The 18,964-nt window shown below is 30.0% G+C and carries 19 protein-coding genes; 18 read left to right on the forward strand and 1 reads right to left on the reverse strand.

Going from position 1 to position 18,964, the window contains the following annotated elements:
* On the reverse strand, positions 1-215 hold a 215-nt coding region (locus tag BLS77_RS17485), incomplete at its 3' end, for an HTH domain-containing protein (RefSeq protein WP_341423490.1).
* Between the two features lie 530 nt (positions 216-745).
* Between BLS77_RS17485 and BLS77_RS17490 the strand changes: the two genes are divergently transcribed.
* The 18 genes from BLS77_RS17490 to lgt all read left to right on the forward strand — a co-directional run bounded on the left by BLS77_RS17490 (position 746) and on the right by lgt (position 18,797).
* Complete coding sequence (locus tag BLS77_RS17490; RefSeq protein ID WP_175490908.1) at positions 746-1,171, forward strand: PTS sugar transporter subunit IIA; 426 nt, start codon at positions 746-748, stop codon at positions 1,169-1,171.
* A gap of 12 nt (positions 1,172-1,183) precedes the next feature.
* Positions 1,184-1,675 (forward strand): PTS sugar transporter subunit IIB, encoded by a 492-nt coding sequence (locus BLS77_RS17495; RefSeq protein WP_089972904.1) that lies wholly within the window; start codon positions 1,184-1,186, stop codon positions 1,673-1,675.
* 24 nt (positions 1,676-1,699) lie between these two features.
* Positions 1,700-2,515 carry a PTS mannose/fructose/sorbose/N-acetylgalactosamine transporter subunit IIC gene (locus BLS77_RS17500; protein WP_089972907.1) on the forward strand — a complete coding sequence of 272 codons (816 nt, stop codon included), beginning with the start codon at positions 1,700-1,702 and terminating at the stop codon, positions 2,513-2,515.
* A gap of 1 nt (position 2,516) precedes the next feature.
* Entirely contained in the window at positions 2,517-3,338 is an 822-nt protein-coding gene (locus BLS77_RS17505; protein ID WP_089972911.1) for a PTS system mannose/fructose/sorbose family transporter subunit IID, read from the forward strand.
* 73 nt (positions 3,339-3,411) lie between these two features.
* Positions 3,412-3,666 carry a hypothetical protein gene (locus tag BLS77_RS17510; protein ID WP_089972914.1) on the forward strand — a complete coding sequence of 85 codons (255 nt, stop codon included), beginning with the start codon at positions 3,412-3,414 and terminating at the stop codon, positions 3,664-3,666.
* A gap of 118 nt (positions 3,667-3,784) precedes the next feature.
* Positions 3,785-4,564, forward strand: a complete 780-nt coding sequence (locus BLS77_RS17515) for a glucose-6-phosphate isomerase family protein (protein ID WP_089972916.1) — start codon at positions 3,785-3,787, stop codon at positions 4,562-4,564.
* Between the two features lie 16 nt (positions 4,565-4,580).
* Positions 4,581-5,132 carry a glucose-6-phosphate isomerase family protein gene (locus BLS77_RS17520; RefSeq protein WP_089972919.1) on the forward strand — a complete coding sequence of 184 codons (552 nt, stop codon included), beginning with the start codon at positions 4,581-4,583 and terminating at the stop codon, positions 5,130-5,132.
* Between the two features lie 23 nt (positions 5,133-5,155).
* Positions 5,156-6,913 (forward strand): class I mannose-6-phosphate isomerase, encoded by a 1,758-nt coding sequence (locus BLS77_RS17525; RefSeq protein WP_089972923.1) that lies wholly within the window; start codon positions 5,156-5,158, stop codon positions 6,911-6,913.
* Between the two features lie 70 nt (positions 6,914-6,983).
* Positions 6,984-7,709, forward strand: coding sequence for a GntR family transcriptional regulator (locus BLS77_RS17530; RefSeq protein WP_089972926.1), 726 nt, complete (start codon positions 6,984-6,986; stop codon positions 7,707-7,709).
* A 364-nt stretch (positions 7,710-8,073) separates the two neighbouring features.
* Positions 8,074-9,105: an ABC transporter substrate-binding protein gene (locus tag BLS77_RS17535; protein ID WP_089972929.1), complete on the forward strand. Its 1,032-nt coding sequence runs from the start codon at positions 8,074-8,076 to the stop codon at positions 9,103-9,105.
* A 79-nt stretch (positions 9,106-9,184) separates the two neighbouring features.
* Positions 9,185-10,882, forward strand: a complete 1,698-nt coding sequence (locus tag BLS77_RS17540; protein ID WP_207648707.1) for an ABC transporter permease — start codon at positions 9,185-9,187, stop codon at positions 10,880-10,882.
* 17 nt (positions 10,883-10,899) lie between these two features.
* On the forward strand, positions 10,900-11,970 hold the full coding sequence (locus tag BLS77_RS17545; RefSeq protein ID WP_207713942.1) for an ABC transporter ATP-binding protein: 1,071 nt from the start codon (positions 10,900-10,902) through the stop codon (positions 11,968-11,970).
* Between the two features lie 30 nt (positions 11,971-12,000).
* Positions 12,001-12,696, forward strand: coding sequence for an MgtC/SapB family protein (locus tag BLS77_RS17550; RefSeq protein ID WP_089972935.1), 696 nt, complete (start codon positions 12,001-12,003; stop codon positions 12,694-12,696).
* A 120-nt stretch (positions 12,697-12,816) separates the two neighbouring features.
* A complete protein-coding gene (locus BLS77_RS17555) occupies positions 12,817-14,550 on the forward strand; it encodes a cache domain-containing sensor histidine kinase (protein WP_089972939.1) in 1,734 nt (577 codons plus the stop codon).
* Positions 14,543-16,039, forward strand: coding sequence for a response regulator transcription factor (locus BLS77_RS17560; protein WP_175490909.1), 1,497 nt, complete (start codon positions 14,543-14,545; stop codon positions 16,037-16,039). The genes BLS77_RS17555 and BLS77_RS17560 overlap by 8 nt, the downstream gene beginning before the upstream one ends.
* Positions 16,040-16,140: 101 nt before the next feature.
* Entirely contained in the window at positions 16,141-17,391 is a 1,251-nt protein-coding gene (locus tag BLS77_RS17565) for an HlyC/CorC family transporter (protein ID WP_089972944.1), read from the forward strand.
* Between the two features lie 60 nt (positions 17,392-17,451).
* Positions 17,452-17,892: a nucleoside deaminase gene (locus BLS77_RS17570; protein ID WP_089972948.1), complete on the forward strand. Its 441-nt coding sequence runs from the start codon at positions 17,452-17,454 to the stop codon at positions 17,890-17,892.
* Between the two features lie 128 nt (positions 17,893-18,020).
* On the forward strand, positions 18,021-18,797 hold the full coding sequence (gene lgt, locus BLS77_RS17575; RefSeq protein WP_089972952.1) for a prolipoprotein diacylglyceryl transferase: 777 nt from the start codon (positions 18,021-18,023) through the stop codon (positions 18,795-18,797).
* Positions 18,798-18,964: the final 167 nt, after the last annotated feature.

Raw genomic sequence — 18,964 nt, forward strand, 5'->3', positions numbered from 1 at the left:
CGCGATAAATTATCAACTCTCTGTTTTCCTAAAGCCTTAACATCAAATCCTGCATTCCGTAGTATTTCTAATGGCATTTTCCCGGTATTATATTCAGAAACATAATACTCCTTAAATTCATCTGTATAAGTAATAGCTTTATTACTAGCTTTTTTTACAAATGGATTTACTGATAAATCTTTCAATTGTTCATCTGTAAAATAGATTCTTCCCATAACTACAATCCTCCTTTAAAATATTTTACAATAAAAAAAGACCCTATAAAATAGAGTCAGTTAAATAAATGTTTAGCACTTTTTTTCTAACTGTCCATTCTATAGGTACCAGTTTATTTCGGTTAAGCCGTTTTTTATTTATGTTAAAAGGTAAATGGTAAAAATAGTGTAGGTTATCCGTATTTGAGGAATAGATATTTTTAGAGATAACTTATACTAATAATTTAATAGATAAATCTAATTACATAACAAACATTTACATTAATTGGATTGGAAGAATTATTTAAAGTCGAAAAGTAGAATATAATAGCGAATAATTGCAAAAAACAATTTACATGTAAACGTATAAGATATATTATGACATTATAACGTTATAACATTATAACATTTTTCAAAAAAATAAAGAATCTTTCATATTGAAAGAAACTTTGTTGAAGTTTTAGAAGGATAAAAATAAAAAAAGTCCTTCTAGAATTAATATAAACGAAACAGTAAAGGTTCATAAAGCATTTATAAAAGGAGGAAGTATATTGAAAAGTATTATTATTGTAAGTCATGGAACTATAGCTAAAGGTATATACCAAGCTACAAATATGATTTATGGAGACATAAACAATGTAAATTATTTATGTTTAGAGCAGACTATGGGTATTGATTTTTTTAGACAAAAGTTAGATCAGCTTATTGAGAGTGTAAAAGATGCAGATCAAATAGTTGTACTTGCGGATTTAAAAGGTGGATCACCATATACATCAGCAGTAACATTACTTTCAGAAAAGGGATTACTTCAAAAATCAAAAATAATTGCAGGTTTGAATTTACCAATGATTTTGTCGGTATTATTTATTGAGAATGAAATTGGAGATAAAGAAATTAAGGAAATCATAAATGAGGCTAAAGAGGGTATTATTGAATTTGAAATACCTGTAGAAGAAAATGAAAATGATGATTTATAGGAGGGAAAACAAATGGCAATTGAATTTATAAGAATAGATGATAGAATAATTCATGGACAAGTGGTTACAAGATGGGCACTAGAAAACCCTTGTGATGGAATAATAGCTGTTAATGATACAGCCGCAGGTAACCCAATTCTAAAAGCTGCATTAAAAGCTGCCTCAGGAAAGAAAACGTTTATATTTAGTTATGAAGAGTTTTTAGGAAAAATGGAACAGGCAGTAAAAAGTGATAAGAAATACTTTTTAATAACAAAAGATCCAATCACTATGGCAAAGATACTTGTAGATGAAAATTTACAAGTCGGAATAAAAAACATAAATGTTGGGCCTCAAAGTGCACGTGAAGGCACTACAAATATTAATAATAACGCTGATATAACTAAAGAAGAAGTAGAGGCTTATGAAAAAATATTTAATAAAGGCTATACAATAGATTTTAGACTTGTACCGGATACAAAAAGCGTTTTATGGAGTAAGGCAAGAAAAAAATTTTATAAGTAATATAAAATAGAGGGAGGAAAAATCATGGAAGTAAATATTATTCAAGTTCTTCTAATTTCAGTGTTATCTTACTTAGGAGCATTATCAGTCCCTTGGTTCCTTGGAATATCAGGTGGATGGTATACGCTAAGTAGACCATTAGTATCAGGATTTTTAATTGGTCTTATTTTAGGAGATGTATCTACGGGAATTATCGTAGGAGTAGCAGTTCAAGTTGTTTACATTGCACTTGTTACACCAGGTGGACAAATGCCACAGGATTTAAATGCAGCAGCTTATATAGGTGTTACACTTGGGGTTATATCAGTTAAGGGTGGAGCTACTGTAGCATCAGCTGTAGCAATAGCAACTGCAGTAGGCGCAGTTGGTACAATATTCTTTAACTTTATGATGTTAGTTAATTCATACTGGAATCATAAAGCAATAGCATGTATAGAGAAAGGTGATTTAAAGGGTTTAAAATTTAATCACTTAATAGGCCCTCAAATAACTAATTTCTTATTACGTGTGATTCCAACATTTATAGTTATATATTTTGGTGCAGCTATAGCAGCAAATATAATAAACTTATTCCCAGTTACTTCATTTACAATGCGTACATTAACAGCTTTAGGAGGAATGTTACCAGCTGTAGGAGTTGCAATACTTTTAAGACAGGTAACTAAAAAAGATTTTGAATTAATATATTTCTTGTTTGGATTTATTTTAATTGCTGCATTAAAGATAAATATGATTTCATTGGCAATAGTAGGAGCATTTTTCGCAGTTTTAAATTTCAAGTACACAACTCAAACTGTTGTAGTTGCAGAGAATGCTTCAGATGAAGAGGAGGAACTATAAGATGGGAGATAAAATTAAAAAATTAGACAAAGCTACCTTAAGAAAATCTTGGTGGGCATGGTACACTGGAAATTTAAGCTCTATGTCATTTGAATGGTTAGAATCTTTTGGGTTTGCTGTATCAATGATTCCCGTAATAAAGAAATTATATGGTGATGATAAGGAAGAAGAATTAAAGGCTTTGAAAAGACATTCATCATTTTATAATACTGAACCTCAATTAGGATCAGTAATAAATGGTATTGTGTGTGGGTTAGAAGAAGAACGTGCAAATGGTGCTGATATTGATGACGAAGTAATAAATGGTATTAAGATAGGACTTATGGGGCCTTTGGCAGGCATAGGTGATGCTATGATACCTGGTATGTATATTCCATTATTACTTTCAATAGCAATGGGATTAGCTGAAGGTGGAAATCCTTTAGGTCCAATATTTTATATAGTAACTTTCTTAACAACAATAACAGCTCTTAGCTATTTCGTTTTCTTAAAAGGTTATAACTTGGGTACAAAATCTGTAAATTTAATTGTTGGTGAAACGGCTCAACGTGCACGTGAATCTTTTAATTTATTAGGTTCTATAGTAGTTGGTGGAGTAGCTGCATCATATGTAAATGTAACTACTGCATTACAAATTCCAACAGGTGCTGAAAAAAACCTTGTTGTAATGGATGTTTTAAATGGAATATTTCCTAAAATTCTACCATTACTATTAGTTATATTTTGTTGGTTCTTAATGTCAAAGAAAAAGATGTCACCAATTAAGGTTATGGGTGTATTAGTTGGATTAGCTATTGTAGGTGTAGCTGCAAAATTCTTCTAATATAATATTTGGATGAGATTGAGATTATTCATCTCAATCTCATCAATTTTAATAAAAGACAAAGGGTGAGAGTATGAATAAAAAACAAGATATTTTAAAGAAATACAGTATGTTTTTAAAAGCTAAAAAAATACTTGTAGTATTAGCAACAATAGCATCTTTATCTTTAATAGCATACGTTAGTGCTTACAAAATGGACATAAAATTTGCGCCGATTTTAATGATTATAAGTATTATTTGTACAGGTTTATTTTTAGTATTGTGGATATCAATAAAACCTATGAAGAAACACATATTAGAAATTATAAAGGAACAGCAAGGAAAGTAAAAAACAACACATTAGATTCATTGGGGGTTTAGTTGTTTATTAAATAGAAAGTAACAATATTTCTATGATTGTATAGAGTAATTAATATAAAAAAATATTTGAAATGGATGTGGTATAAATGGAATTTAATCCAGGGTTTGATATAATGCCAAATTATGAGCCGTTTAGTTTTGCCTATGGAAAGGGTATTTTTGGACCAAAAGTTGAAAATAGAAAATTAGATGATATAAGAAAGAGTTTAAAAGAGCCTAATTGCATAGGTCCTGATGTTGTTTATTCAATAGCAATGGATGTTGGAAAAGAAAAAGATAAAGAAACAATGTTAAAAAGGAATTTATTATTTGGTGTAGTAACTTATGCTGCAGGAAAATTAGGAAATGAGCCGGTAAGATCACAGGGGCATGTGCATGACGTATCAAAGTCTTGCAATAGTTCAACGCCAGAAGTGTATGAAATATGGAATGGAAAAGCAGTGATTTATATGCAGGAAAATACAAAAGATAATCCCGGTAGATGTTTTGCGGTTTTTGCAGAAGCTGGTGATGTTGTAATAGTTCCACCTTATTGGGCACATTATACAGTTAGTGCAGATAAAGAAATTCCATTAACTTTTGGAGCTTGGTGTGTACGAGATTTTGGGTTTGATTATAAAGAAATAAGAGAACATAAGGGGTTAGCATATTTCCCAATAATTAATGATGAAGGGCGTATAGATTGGATTCATAATGAAAATTATGAAAAATCAAAATTAATAGTAAAAAATGCTAGAGAATATAAAGAATTTTCCATAGAAAAAGGAGTTCCTATTTATAATCAGTTTGAAGAAACTCCAGATAAATTTATATTTGTATCATATCCAGGAATAAGTAAAGATAAATGGGAAAATTTTAATCCATAGAAAGGGGCGCGTTATTATGAAGATAATAGAGCCAAGAGCATGGCATGAAATGATAGAAGGTGTTTTGACAGGAGATAATGTAAAACATTATAAAAAATATTTAGAGGAAGTTAAAAATATTTATAAAGATAGTGATGGTACAGATTTAAGTACCCTTGTGTATGAGGTTTATTCTTATTCTGAAGGGGAAGAAAAGAAAGCAGGCAATTTGTTTTGGGGACTTACAGTTATGTATCCTGTTTATTTAAATGGTGAATGTAACATGACAAGAGGTCATTTTCATGAAGATACAGATTGTGCAGAATTCTATTTTGGGTTAGAGGGAGAAGGTTTGCTGCTCTTAATGAATAAGGCTGGGGATATGTGGGCAGAAAAAATATCTAAAGGGTCATTACATCATATTGATGGAGAGATTGCCCATAGAATTGTAAATATTGGTGATGATGTATTAAAAGTGGGGGCATGTTGGCCAACTACTTCGGGACATGATTACAAATCAATTGAAAATAAACAGTTTCCATATAGAATATTTAAAAATAATGACGAAATTGAATTTTTTAAAATATAAATGTTGGATAAGGAGAAAAAACTATGGATTATAAAGAGCGAATTTCTAATTATGATAAAGAACCAGAAGTAATTATAAAAGGTTTTGAAAATAAAGTATGGACAGGATACGAGCAAATAATAAATGAAATTAAAAGTAAGATAGATAAGAAAAAATACATTTTAACTTTGGATTGTTATCCTGGAGTAAGAGATGAAGAGGTTATGAGTGCATTTATTAATGGATTAAACCCAAGTTGTGTGATAAAAAGTGAAGATGTTTTTTATGATGGGGAAAATATAACAAACTTAATTGAAAAAAACCTAACGGATGATAGGGTTTTTGGAATGATGTATTATGGAGAAATAGATGATTTTATAAATAAAGAAAAACTAAATGAGGCAAAGGAAAAACTAGAAGAAATAGAAGAGGGCATAGTTATTGTTTATGGAGTTGCTGCAAGCAAGATTGCTAAAGGAGATACACTTATTTATTTAGATTTAGCAAGATGGGAAATTCAACAAAGGTACAGAAAAAAAGAATTAGGAAATTATAAAATAAAGAACCTTGAAGAAGATACACTGAAAAAATACAAAAGGGCATTTTTCATAGAATGGAGAGTTGCAGATAGACATAAGAAAGAATTATATGATGGAATAGAGTATTTATTAGATACTAATATATATGATAATCCTAAAATGGTTAGTGGAGATGGTTTTAGGGCAGGATTAATTGAAGCAACGAAACGTCCTTTCAGAGTTGTACCGTATTTTGATACAGGAATATGGGGTGGACAATGGATGAAAGAAGTATGTGATTTAGATAGAAGTAAAGAAAATTTTGCTTGGTGCTTTGATGGAGTGCCGGAAGAAAATAGTTTATTTTTAAGATATGGCGAAGTAAGAATAGAGGTACCTTCATTGAATGTTGTCTTATATAGACCAAAAGAATTATTAGGAGAAAAGGTTTATGATAGGTTTGGAGCTGAGTTTCCAATAAGATTTGATTTTCTTGATACAATTGAAGGTGGAAATTTGAGTTTACAGGTACATCCAGTAACACAGTATATGCAAGAAAATTTCGGAATGAAGTATACTCAAGATGAGAGTTACTATATTTTAGATGCAAAAGAGGATGCTTGTGTGTATTTAGGAGTAAAAGATGGAATTGAAAAAGATGAAATGATAAATGATTTACAAAGAGCAGAAAATGGAGAGATTTCATTTGATGCAGAAAAATATATAAATAAATTTCCAGCTGAAAAGCACGATCACTTTTTAATTCCAGCAGGAACAATTCATTGTTCAGGAAAAAATAGTATGGTACTTGAAATTAGTGCAACACCATATATATTTACATTCAAACTTTGGGATTGGGGAAGATTGGGATTAGATGGAATTCCAAGACCTATACATGTTAACCACGGTAAAAATGTAATAGATTGGGATAGAAGAACTGAGTGGGTAAAAAATAATTTGGTAAACAAAATAGAACTTATAAAAGATGATGGCAAAGTTAAAGAGGAAAAAACAGGTCTTCATGAATTAGAATTTATAGAGACAAGAAGAATTTGGTTTAGTGAAAAAACTTTATTTGATACGGATAAAGGAGTTAATGTTTTAAATCTTATTGAAGGTGATGAGGCTGTAGTGGAAAGTGTTGATAATACTTTTGAACCATTCATAGTGCATTATGCAGAAACATTTATTATGCCTGCAAATGTTTCTAAATACACAATAACACCTATAGGAAAAAGTGTCGGAAAAAAAATAGCAGTTATAAAGGCTTATGTAAGATTTTAAAATAATGTAGAAATATAGACAAAAAACTGATAAAATATACATAGGTATATTTAAGGAAAGAGGTGACGTTTTGAAGCTCGATTATAGTAAAGGAGCCTCACCACTATATTATCAAATAAAAGGGTTCCTGGAAAAAAAGATAATAGATGAAGAGTATTCACAAGGAGATATACTCCCGTCTGAATTAGAACTTCAAGAAACATTTAATGTTAGTAGAATAACGGTAAGACAAGCGATAAATGATCTTGTAAATGAGGGGTATCTTTTAAGAACTAGAGGAAAAGGAACAAGTGTTATATTTAATAAAATTGAAGAACCTTTAAGTAGAATAATGAGTTTTACAGAAGAAATGAGAATGAAAGGGCTTGAGCCCTCTACAAAATTCATTAAAATTGATATAGTAAAATCAAATAAGCTTATAGCAAAAAAAATAAATATAACTGAAGGTGAAGAAGTTTATAAAATTGAAAGATTAAGATATGTTAATAACCAGCCAATGGTACTTTTTATAACATATCTAAAAAGAGAGTTAAATTTATCTTTAGATATAGATCAATATACTGGCTCTTTATATGAACTTTTAAATGAAAAAAATGGTATAGTAGTTTCTAGAACTAAAGAATATTTTGAAGCTGTGGCAGTAGATAAAGATATTAGGGGGCACTTAAAAATAGAAGAAGGTACTCCCGTGTTAAAAAGGACTAGAATATCATTTGATTCAAATGGAAATAATTTAGAATATACGATTTGTTATTATAGAGCTGATAAATACAGGTACTTAGTTGAAATAGGATAATAGCAGAAACTCCCTGAGAGGGCTAACGATTCCAAGTATAGTTTCAATAACTATATTTAGATGAGTGATACTACGATAGAATTAAATATTCTATCGTAGTTTTTTTTGTATGTCCAGGGATGTGTAAAGGCTTGTCGTAGGGTTAAATTTTAAATAAGCTAAATATGGAGATAGCTATAAATCTAACATTAAATTTGGGGATAGTGGTTCATGAACCTATATATATGGTTGTAAAGTAAAATTAAAGTGTTTATTTTTTACTTTAGTGTGTGAAAATCTTACTTTTAAAAAATATCTGTAAATGGTTACTGTAAAATAAGTTTATAGTTAAGAACTACAAATTTAATTAGGGGGATGTTTAATTATGAAAAGAAAAAGTTTAATTGCTTTAACACTAGCGACTGTAATGACAACAGGAATTTTAGCAGGTTGCGGAAGTTCGGAAAAAACAGAAGTTAAAAATAAAGATTTAAAATTAACAATATACTGCGGGTTAATGGAAGACCACATGGTTAAGGTTGTGGAAGAATTTAAAGCAGAAACAGGAATACAAGCAGAAGCTGTTAGAATGTCATCTGGGGAAATCCTTGGAAGACTAAGAGCTGAAAAGGAAAATCCAAAAGCATCAGTTTGGTTCGGTGGACCTGCAGATGCATTTATCCAAGCAAAAGAAGAAGCGTTATTAGAAAATTATGTATCGCCTAATGCAGATAAAATAGAGGACAAATTTAAAGATAAGGAAGGGGCATGGACTGGTATCTATAGTGGATATTTAGGTTTTGTTTCAAATGCTAAGCTTTTAAAAGAAAAAGGAATTGAGGCTCCAACATCATGGCAAGATTTATTAAAGCCAGAGTTTAAGGGTCAAATATCAATAGCAAATCCAGGATCTTCAGGTACAGCTTACTCAGCATTAGCTACAATAGTTCAGTTAATGGGAGAGGAAGAGGGCTTAAAATATATGAAGGCGCTTAATGAAAATGTTAAGTCTTATGAAAAATCAGGTACAGCTCCAGCAAGACTTGCAGGACAAGGTGAAGTAATTGTTGGTATTTCATTCTTACATGACGGAATTAAGTATAGAGAAGAAGGAATGAAAGATTTAATATTAACATCTCCAAAGGAAGGTACAGGTTATGAAGTTGGGTCTGTTGCAATGTTAAATGGCGGACCAGATGAAGAAGCTGCTAAACAATTTATTGATTTTGTACTTAGCAAAAAAGGTCAAGAACTTGGTGAAACAGTTGGTTCATATCAATTCTTAACAAATACAGACGCTAAAGATCCAGCATTAGCTGAAGAGTTAAAGGATACAAAGTTAATAGATTATGATTTAGATTGGGCAGGAAAGAATAGAAGTGAGTTAGTAGAAAAATGGAACAAAGCTATTAATTAGTAAATAAGGCGAGGAGGTATAAATACCTCCTCATTATTTCTTAATTAATTAACACTTTGTTTAGAGTAGGGGTGATAACATGGGCAAATCAACAAGAGCAATTAGAAGACAACAGAATGGTGCTGATATGAAAAAGGTATGGAGAGATCCTATATTATTAACAACAATAATATTTTTAATTATAATGTTATCAATATTTATTTTATATCCTTTATATTCAGTGCTAAAGGTGAGTTTCATTGAAAATGGAGGCTTTTCATTAAGTGCATACTCACAAATGTTAAAAGATATTGATTTTAAGGAAAGTTTAATAAATACATTAGTACTTGGGATAACCGTAAGTACATTATCAACAATAATAGGGTTTATATTTGCTTATGCAGATGCTTATATAAAAACTAGATTTAGAAAATTATTTAAGGTAGTTTCAATATTGCCAATAGTTTCACCACCTTTCGTGTTGGCGCTATCAGCAATAATGTTATTTGGTCAATTTGGATTGATTACAAGACATTTATTTGGAATAGCAGATGCAAATATATATGGATTTAAGGGGATAGTGATTGTACAAACAATGACATTCTTCCCTATAGTATATTTACTTTTAGTTGGACTTTTAAAGAAGGTAGACCCAGCACTTGAGGAAGCTTCAAGAAGTATGGGGGCTACAAGATGGAAAACATTTAAAACAGTAACATTACCATTAATGTTACCAGGGATTGCAAATGCATTTTTAATAACATTTATTGAGGTTTTAGCAGATTTCTCTAACCCAATGGTCATAGGAGGAAATTTTGGAACCTTAGCTACAAAGGTTTATATGCAAGCAATAGGTAACTATGATATGAGAGGTGGAGCTGCAATTGCAGTTACTTTATTAACCCTAAGTATTTTATTATTTGTTGTTGAAAAGTTCTGGATAGAAAGGAAGTCATATGTTACGGTAACAGGAAAGGCTTCAAGAGAAAGAGATTTAATAACAGAAAAGCATATAGTGATGCCTATAGAAATAATTTGCTTAATGATTACAGTGTTTGTATTAGCTTTCTACATATTAGTTCCATTAGGTGGACTATTTAAGGTTATGGGAATAGATTATACATTAACATTAGATCATTTTAAGTATGTATTTAATTTAGGAATTGAGCCAATAAAAGATACAACATTATTAGCGATATATGCCACACCAATTACAGGAATATTAGGTATGATAATCGCATTCTTAGTAGTTAGAAAGAAATTTTATGGAAGAAACTTTATAGAGTTTACTTCAATTCTAGCTATGGCAGTGCCCGGGACTGTGCTGGGGCTTGGATATATAAGTGCTTTTAATACAAAACCACTTATATTAACAGGAACAGCATTCCTTATAGTTGTAGCATTTATTGTTAGAAGCTTACCAGTTGGAATTAGAGGTGGTATTGCAGCTCTTCAACAAATTGATCCAGCTATAGAAGAAGCAGCTCAAGATTTGGGCGCAAGTGCAAATAAGGTATTTACATCAGTTACACTACCACTAATAAAGTCAGCTTTCTTTGGTGGGTTAGTTTACTCGTTTGTAAGAAGTATGACGGCAGTTAGTACAGTAGTATTTTTAGTTACACCAAAATATCAATTATTAACAGCATCAATATTGTCACAGGTTGACAATGGTAGATTTGGGGTTGCATCAGCCTTCTCTACAGTGTTAATAGTAATTGTTTTAGTATCAATAGGATTAATGAGTTTACTATTAAGTAAATTTGGAGTAAGCAAAAGCGACGATAGTGTTATTTAGAAAAGGAGTGAATTATTATGCTAAGAAGTAAAGGCGTTAATATAAAGGATATAACAAAAATATATGTAACACCAAATGGTAAAGAATTTAAGGCTGTAGATAATGTTTCAATAGAAATAAAAGCCGGTGAATTTGTTACACTGCTTGGACCATCAGGATGTGGAAAGACTACTACATTAAGAATGATAGCAGGTTTTGAGGTTTCAAATGAAGGAGAAATATATATAGGTGGAGATATGGTAAATAACGATACTCCAGATAAAAGAGATACGGCAATGGTATTCCAAAGTTATGCGTTATTTCCACATTTAAATATATTTGATAATATTTCATATGGATTAAAGCTTAAGAAGATGAGCAAAGATGACATTAAGTTAAAGGCTAAAGAGATAATAGATTTAGTTGGACTAGCTGGTATGGAAAGTAGATATCCAAATCAATTATCAGGTGGTCAGCAACAAAGAGTAGCCTTAGCAAGAGCCCTTGTTATGGAACCTGGAGTATTACTTTTTGATGAGCCGTTATCAAACTTAGATGCAAAGCTAAGAGTTCAGATGAGAAGTGAAATTAGAAATATTCAACAAAAAGTTGGTATTACAGCTATATATGTTACTCATGATCAATCTGAGGCTATGAGCCTTTCAGATAGAATAATAATAATGAATAAAGGAATAATTGAACAAGTTGGAACTCCAAAGGAAATTTATTATTCACCAGCTACTGAGTTTGTTGCTGATTTTATTGGAGAGGCAAACTTTATTGGTGGAGAAATAGTTGAAGTTAATGGGGGAAAAGCTAAAGTTAGTGTTTTAGATAAGTTTATAAATACAAAATATAGTGGTAAAAAAGTTGCTGGGGATGTTTGCAAAATTGTATTAAGACCTGAATCAATAATTATTGGTGATGATGGTAATTTTGAAGGTAAGGTAATTTCTTCTACTTTTATGGGTGCATATCAGGATTATAGAATAAAGATAAAGGAAAATATTATTAGCTGTCAAGATTTTAATCCAATAGTTAAAAAGGTCTATAACATTGGTGACAGAATAACTATTGATTTTAATGAGGAAAATGTTCATATTATATAATGTTTGCTTCACGCTTAAGGTGGTGAAGTTATGGTAGATATTTTTATAAGAATATCGTTAGCCATTGTTATTGGTGGGATTATTGGATATGAAAGACAATATACGAATAGTCCAGCTGGGTTTAGAACACATATTTTAGTAGCTTTAGGAGCTTGCATTATATCCTTGATACAAGTGAAAATGGTTAATGATACATTAGTTATGATTTCGTCAAATGAAGCTTTAGCAAATGTATATAAAATAGATATGGGAAGGCTTGGAGCTCAAGTGGTAAGTGGAATTGGATTTTTGGGTGCAGGTACAATAATTCATACAAAGGGTTCTATTAAAGGCCTTACAACAGCTGCATCTATTTGGGTAGTTGGTTGCTTAGGGTTAGCTATTGGGCTTGGATATTATGAGATTAGCTTTGTTGGAACTGTGGCAAGCTTCATAGTACTTTCGCTTTTCAAGTTTATTGAAGAAAAGTTAAAGTGGAGTAAAAATGAGCACAAAATATATATTGGATATTTAAATAAGGAACAGGTTATGGAAGCTATACAAAAGTATTGTATAACCAAGGATATTACTGTGCTTAATTTAGAATTTTATATGGATAGTGATAAAGAAAATAGAGAGGCCTGTTTAATTACTATGAGAAAGTCAAAGGCAACGGATATAAATGATATTATATTAAAGTGTGGATTAATTTCGGGAATAACCAGTATTTATGAAGTAAAAGAATAAATTATTTCTAATAAAAGCTTAGTGTGTATGCATTGAGCTTTTATTATTAGGCATTTAAAAAAATAGAAAATTAAGAAAGTTTAGTGTATCATATAGATATAAAATTATTTGAGGTAAAATATGAAAATTAAGAAATCTTTCAGTAAAAAATTATTATTTATATTTATAGTATGTGGTATTGTCCCAATGCTAATTGTGGGAACATTTGAAACTTACAAAATAATAAAAAGAACAGAGGAAAATTCCGGTAGATTTATTAGTAGTAATCTTAATATTTCTTCTAAATTAATAGACAATAATATAAGTTCATACAAAAGAATGGTAGATTACATAGCAAACAACAAGGATGTTAAATCTATAGTAAATAAAATAGATACAAACAATGATCAAAAGTTTGAGGATACTCAAGTACTCTATAAAATGGTAAATGCAATTATGGCAACATCACAACATAAAAATCCGGTACATATTGTACAGAAAAATGGGGTAAGTAGATATTCAAGCACTGATTATTATTATCCAATATATACAGACAAGGAGGGAGACTTTTACGATATATTAGATAAGTCCCCAGAAAAGGTGTTTACTAAGGTTCACAGGAGAGTTGATGGAGAATATTCTAAGGATACAGTGATGGTGATAGGACAAGCTATAATTGATGATACAACTAAGGATGTTATTGGGTATGTATTAGTTGATATATATGAAGACTATTTCCAAGAAATTTTTAATAGCATATCCAATATAGAAAGTTCAAACAACTATATATTAGATCAGTTTGGCGTAATAATAACAGATAAAAATTATAAAAACCAAACAGGGTTTAAGTTTGGTAGTGAAGAAGACTCCTATCTGTTAGAGGAAGATGGAGAATTTATTATAAGAATAGATGGAATCGATTATATGGCATATTTTACAACTGCTAAGGAGACTAGGATAAAGGTACTTGAAGTTATTCCGCAGAACCTATATTTCAGTAGTGCTATAAACAGTGTAGAATATTTGGTTGTTTTTATAGTAATTATAATAATAATAGCAATATGTTTAGAACTTAATATTATAAATAAAATATCAAAGCCTATTTTGCAACTTAAAGATTTAATGGAGAAAGTTGAAGAGGGCAATTTTGATGTGCAAATAGAGGTTAATACAGAGGATGAAATAGGGGTTCTTTCTAAGGGCTTTAATAATATGGTTTATAAAATAAAAAAATTAATAGAGGATGGATATAAGAGTGAACTTCTAGTTAAGCAGGCTGAGTTTAATGCTTTAAAATCTCAGATAAATCCACACTTTCTATATAATTCGTTAGGATCAATTAACTGGATGGTTAGGTTGGGTGAAGTGGAGGAAGTAGCGGAAATGACAGAATCATTAGCAAATTTTTATAGGTATTCTGTGAAAAATAATGAGGATAATGTTTATATTAGGGAAGAAATAAATCAAATAAAGAACTATTTGACTATACAAAAGCATAGGTATAAAGATAGGTTTTGTATAGAAATACTAATTGATAATAATATATTAAATAAGAAAATGCTTAAGTTACTACTTCAACCATTGGTAGAAAATGCAATTGTTCATGGGTTAGAAAAGAAAATTGGGAAAGGGAGATTATTTATTAATGGATATCAAGATGGTGAGTGCATAATATTTGAGATAATTGATGATGGTGATGGTGATGGTGATGGCTTAAATAATAGTGAAACTTATGGGGAAGGGGTTGCCATTGATAATATAAGAAAAAGAATAGATATATTTTATGGTATGGAATACGGATTTGAACTAAATAGGAAGGATGATTTTACCATAGCAAGATTAAAATTAAAAGTTATGGAGGAAAATGATGTATAAGGTACTAATTGTAGATGATGAATATTATTCAAGAAAAGGTTTAATTAAAATAATACCTTGGAAAGAATTAAACTGCGAAATTGTAGGAGAAGCAGAAAATGGCTATGAAGCCTTAGATAAAATAAACCAAGAGAAGCCTGATATAGTGGTAAGTGATATAAATATGCCTGGATTAGATGGACTTGAATTAGCAGAAAAGGTACAGACTTCGCTAAAGACTAAATTTATAATAGTAACAGGCTATGATGATTTTAATTACGCTAAAAGAGCAGTTAAGGTAAATGCTGTGGATTTTATTAAAAAACCAATTAATATTGAGGAGTTTATTGAGGCTATAAAAAAGACTGTTGAATTAATAAAAAAGGATAATTTATATGATGTGGTTATTCGTGAGAAGGAGTACCTGCAAATAATGAGGGAGCAAATTAGCTTTAGTGAAGTTTACATCGGTGAAGTTGAAGCTAGAGATGTAAGGGTAGTAATTATAAAGAATGATTCTTACGATAAATATTTGAGAGCTAAGGAAGAGGGAAAAAACAGACAGGTTATAAATATGATTAAGGATTGGAGTAATAAAAATTTTTCTAAGGATACAATTGTGCTAAGCCCTCATAGTAATAGAATTGCCTTAGTTTTAGATAAGAGTAGCGATTATGATTTCAAAGAATTGATATATGAAATTAACAACCAAAATATAGGTAGGATAACTGTAGGAATATCAAATGTGGATAATGAAAAAAATATACATAATTTATACAAACAAGCAAAGGAAAGGCTTGAAGATAGTTTTTTATGGGGGATAAATAGTGTTATAACTAAAAAATACCCTAAAAAACATATAATAAATAAAAAACATATTAAAATATTAATAAATGAAATCGTAGAGAATAGTATTTTTATGCAAAGGAGCTTAGCACAAGAGAGCTTAAATATTTTATTGCAATATTTAATTGATGGAGGGGTAAAAAGACCTGAATTTTATGAGTGTTCTATTGAAATTTGCTTTAGGATAAGGTCAGAATTAATTAAGAATGCTGTAGAAATTACTGGAGAGGAAAGTTTAGAGTGCGCGCGGGATGTAAAAGAACTTAAGAGTTTTTTACAGGAGTTTATTAATAACTCAATTGATTACTTTAGAGAGATAAATGGGAACAAAGAGGATCAAGTAATAAAAGTGCTCATTCAATACATAAATGAAAATTATAATAAAGAAATATCATTAAAAACATTATCTAAAATGGTTTACTTAAATGAGAATTATTTAAGTAGATATTTTAAACAGAAAATGGGTGTTGGCTTTTCTATATATATAAGAGATATTAGAATAAATAAGGCTAAGGAACTGTTAATTAAGGGCGAAAAGATAACTGTTGTTGCTAAAGAGGTAGGATATTCAGATCACAGGCAGTTTAACATTAACTTTAGGAAGGTAACAGGATTATTACCTACGGAATATAAAGAGCAGAATAATTATTTTATTAAAAATTAATAAGCTAATTTCAATAATAAATTTATATTATAAAGAATAAACATATGATATAATAAACAATAAATTATATTTTATAAAAAAAATGGGAGAGTGATTGTTTTTTGGACAGTAGTTATACGTGGCAGATAGTATTACTTATAATATTATTAGTTATGTCAGCATTTTTCTCTATGTCTGAAACAGCCTTAATGTCTTTAAGTAAAATTAGAATAAGACACATGGTTGATGAAGGTATGAAAGGTGCAAAGTTAGTAGCAAAGTTAACGGAAGAACCAAATAAGCTTTTAGGGGCCATATTAATTGGTAATAACATAGTAAACATTGGAGCATCGGCGCTTGCCACATCATTAGCGTTAAGAGCTTTTGGTGAAAGTGGAGTAGGAATTGTTACTGTAGTGATGACAATATTAGTGCTTATATTTGGAGAAATAACTCCCAAATCATTTGCAAAGCAAAAGTCAGAACAGGTATCTTTAAGAGTAAGTAAACCTATTAATATAGTAGTTAAAGTATTTAGACCTTTAATATTTGTGTTTACAGCAATTTCAAGTGTGTTTATAAGAATTTTAGGATGTGACCCAAAAGCTAGCGAATCATTTATAACACAAGAAGAACTTAGGACAATGGTTGGAGTTAGTGAAGAAGAGGGCGTTCTAGAAGGTGTAGAAAAAGAAATGATTTTCAATATATTTGATTTCGTAGATTCTCAAGTTAAGGATGTTATGGTTCAAAGAGTTGATGTTGTAGCTGTAGATGTAAATGCAAATTATGAAGAAATATTAGATGTTATAAAGAAAGAACAATTTTCAAGAATACCTGTGTATGATCAAACTATAGATGATATAGTTGGAGCTTTATATGTTAAAGATTTAATCATAGCAGGGCAAAATAAAGAAAATTTTAAAGTTATAGATTATATAAGAGCACCATATTATACTTTTGAGTTTAAAAAGATAAAAGAGTTATTTAGTGAAATGAAAAAGACAAGAAACCATTTAGCTGTTGTATTAGATGAATATGGTGGAACTGTTGGTATAGTAACTATAGAGGATTTAATAGAAGAAGTATTTGGTGATATAGAAGATGAATATGATGATGAAAATAATGAAATAGAAGTAGTAAAAGAAGATGAATATATTGTAGATGGTAGTGCAAGGCTGGATGATTTAAGTGAGTTAATTGGAGTTAATATGGAGTCAGAAGAGTTTGATTCTGTTGGAGGGCTTATGATTGGTGAACTTGGAAGATTCCCAGAACAAGGGGAAGAGGTTCTTCTCCACAATATAAGGTTCGTTGCAGAAGATATAGATATAAATAGAAATAGGATTAAAAGAGTTAGAATATATACTTAAAATTTAAGCTAATTACAATAATTTATTGTAATTAGCTTTTGTTTATTGGGAGTTGATTAAATGGAGTTTATGAAGATTGCAATAGAGGAAGCTATTAAAGGGAAGAATAAAGGTGAAATACCAGTTGGTGTTGTAATAGTAAAAAATGGAGAAGTGATTTCGAAGGCTCATAATTTAAAAGAAACTTTAAAATTGCCAACAGCTCATGCAGAAATATTAGCAATTGAAGAGGCTTGCAAGAAAATAGGAAACTGGAGGTTAACGGGAGCTGAGATGTATGTGACATTAGAACCTTGTGCTATGTGTGCATCAGCTATTGCTCAAAGCAGAATATCTAAAATTCATATAGGAACTTTTAATAAAGATATGGGGGCTTGCGGATCTATTTTAAACTTATTAGATTATAATATGTTAAATAGTTTTGTAGATGTTAAGTGGTGTTATGATAAAAAATGTAGTGAAATATTAACAGAATTTTTTACAGAAAGAAGAAGAAGTTAATAAGTAGATAATAGACTAGAATATTTGTTTGTTAATTATTTGAATATATTTTAATAAAATAAGCCTTGATATATAAAAGTTTAGAGGGGTATAATCAATAATAACAATAAAAAAAGGGAGGAATAAATATGGATTCAGTAGCATTTGAAGTGTTTGGTATTACAATAGCATGGTATGGAATAATCATATCTTCAGGAGTGGTATCAGCATTAGGATTATCTTATATAATTGCAGAAAAGAAAAAATTAGATTTCGAAATAATAATAGATAGTTTTTTATGGGCATTTCCAATAGCCATAATATGTGCAAGATTATATTATGTAGCCTTTGAGTGGCAAAATTATAGTTCGTTTATGGAAGTTATTAATATAAGACTAGGTGGACTCGCTATTCATGGTGGGTTAATAGGTGGACTTTTAGCAGCTTTAGTTGTAACTAAAATTAAAAAAGTTAACTTCTTACAATATATTGATATAGTAATGCCAGGAATTATATTAGCACAAGCTATAGGCAGATGGGGAAACTTTATGAATCAAGAAGCTCACGGTGGCCCAGTATCAGCTGAATTTATGAGTAAATTTCCTGAATTTATACAAAAAGGAATGTATATAGGTGGAACATATTATCATCCAACATTCTTATATGAATCAATTTGGAATGTAATTGTATGTGGACTGTTAATATATATAGTTTATAAGAAGAAAGAAAATCAGAATGGGATAGTGCTTGGAAGTTACATGGCATTATATTCAGTTGGTAGATTCTTTATAGAAGGCTTAAGAACAGATAGTTTAATGTTCTTTGGACTTAGGATAGCGCAGATTGTAAGTTTAATAGGTATAGTAGCAGGAATAGGATTTATATTATACGCTGTTAGGGCAACTTCAAAAAAACAGCTTAAATAAAATTGTATAATTTATATAAGCACATGATATAAGGTGAAAAACCTAATATCATGTGCTTTTTTATATAAAGAATCTTGAAAGTAATATATAGTACTACTCTGGTATATTTTCTTTAATATCCCTAAAGTGGTATAATTACAATTGAAGTAACGTTTACAAAAACAGGG

The sequence above is a fragment of the Clostridium gasigenes genome (assembly GCF_900104115.1).
Lineage (GTDB): Bacteria > Bacillota > Clostridia > Clostridiales > Clostridiaceae > Clostridium > Clostridium gasigenes.

Excerpts from the sequence above, each read along its gene's own strand:
- BLS77_RS17505 (WP_089972911.1), top strand. The coding sequence starts at position 2,517 with ATGGGAGATAAAATTAAAAAATTAGACAAAGCTACCTTAAGAAAATCT.
- BLS77_RS17525 (WP_089972923.1), top strand. The coding sequence starts at position 5,156 with ATGGATTATAAAGAGCGAATTTCTAATTATGATAAAGAACCAGAAGTA.
- BLS77_RS17555 (WP_089972939.1), top strand. The coding sequence starts at position 12,817 with ATGAAAATTAAGAAATCTTTCAGTAAAAAATTATTATTTATATTTATA.
- BLS77_RS17515 (WP_089972916.1), top strand. The coding sequence starts at position 3,785 with ATGGAATTTAATCCAGGGTTTGATATAATGCCAAATTATGAGCCGTTT.
- BLS77_RS17510 (WP_089972914.1), top strand. The coding sequence starts at position 3,412 with ATGAATAAAAAACAAGATATTTTAAAGAAATACAGTATGTTTTTAAAA.
- BLS77_RS17500 (WP_089972907.1), top strand. The coding sequence starts at position 1,700 with ATGGAAGTAAATATTATTCAAGTTCTTCTAATTTCAGTGTTATCTTAC.
- BLS77_RS17550 (WP_089972935.1), top strand. The coding sequence starts at position 12,001 with ATGGTAGATATTTTTATAAGAATATCGTTAGCCATTGTTATTGGTGGG.
- BLS77_RS17570 (WP_089972948.1), top strand. The coding sequence starts at position 17,452 with ATGGAGTTTATGAAGATTGCAATAGAGGAAGCTATTAAAGGGAAGAAT.
- BLS77_RS17545 (WP_207713942.1), top strand. The coding sequence starts at position 10,900 with ATGCTAAGAAGTAAAGGCGTTAATATAAAGGATATAACAAAAATATAT.
- BLS77_RS17520 (WP_089972919.1), top strand. The coding sequence starts at position 4,581 with ATGAAGATAATAGAGCCAAGAGCATGGCATGAAATGATAGAAGGTGTT.
- BLS77_RS17540 (WP_207648707.1), top strand. The coding sequence starts at position 9,185 with ATGGGCAAATCAACAAGAGCAATTAGAAGACAACAGAATGGTGCTGAT.
- BLS77_RS17560 (WP_175490909.1), top strand. The coding sequence starts at position 14,543 with ATGTATAAGGTACTAATTGTAGATGATGAATATTATTCAAGAAAAGGT.
- lgt (WP_089972952.1), top strand. The coding sequence starts at position 18,021 with ATGGATTCAGTAGCATTTGAAGTGTTTGGTATTACAATAGCATGGTAT.
- BLS77_RS17535 (WP_089972929.1), top strand. The coding sequence starts at position 8,074 with ATGAAAAGAAAAAGTTTAATTGCTTTAACACTAGCGACTGTAATGACA.
- BLS77_RS17495 (WP_089972904.1), top strand. The coding sequence starts at position 1,184 with ATGGCAATTGAATTTATAAGAATAGATGATAGAATAATTCATGGACAA.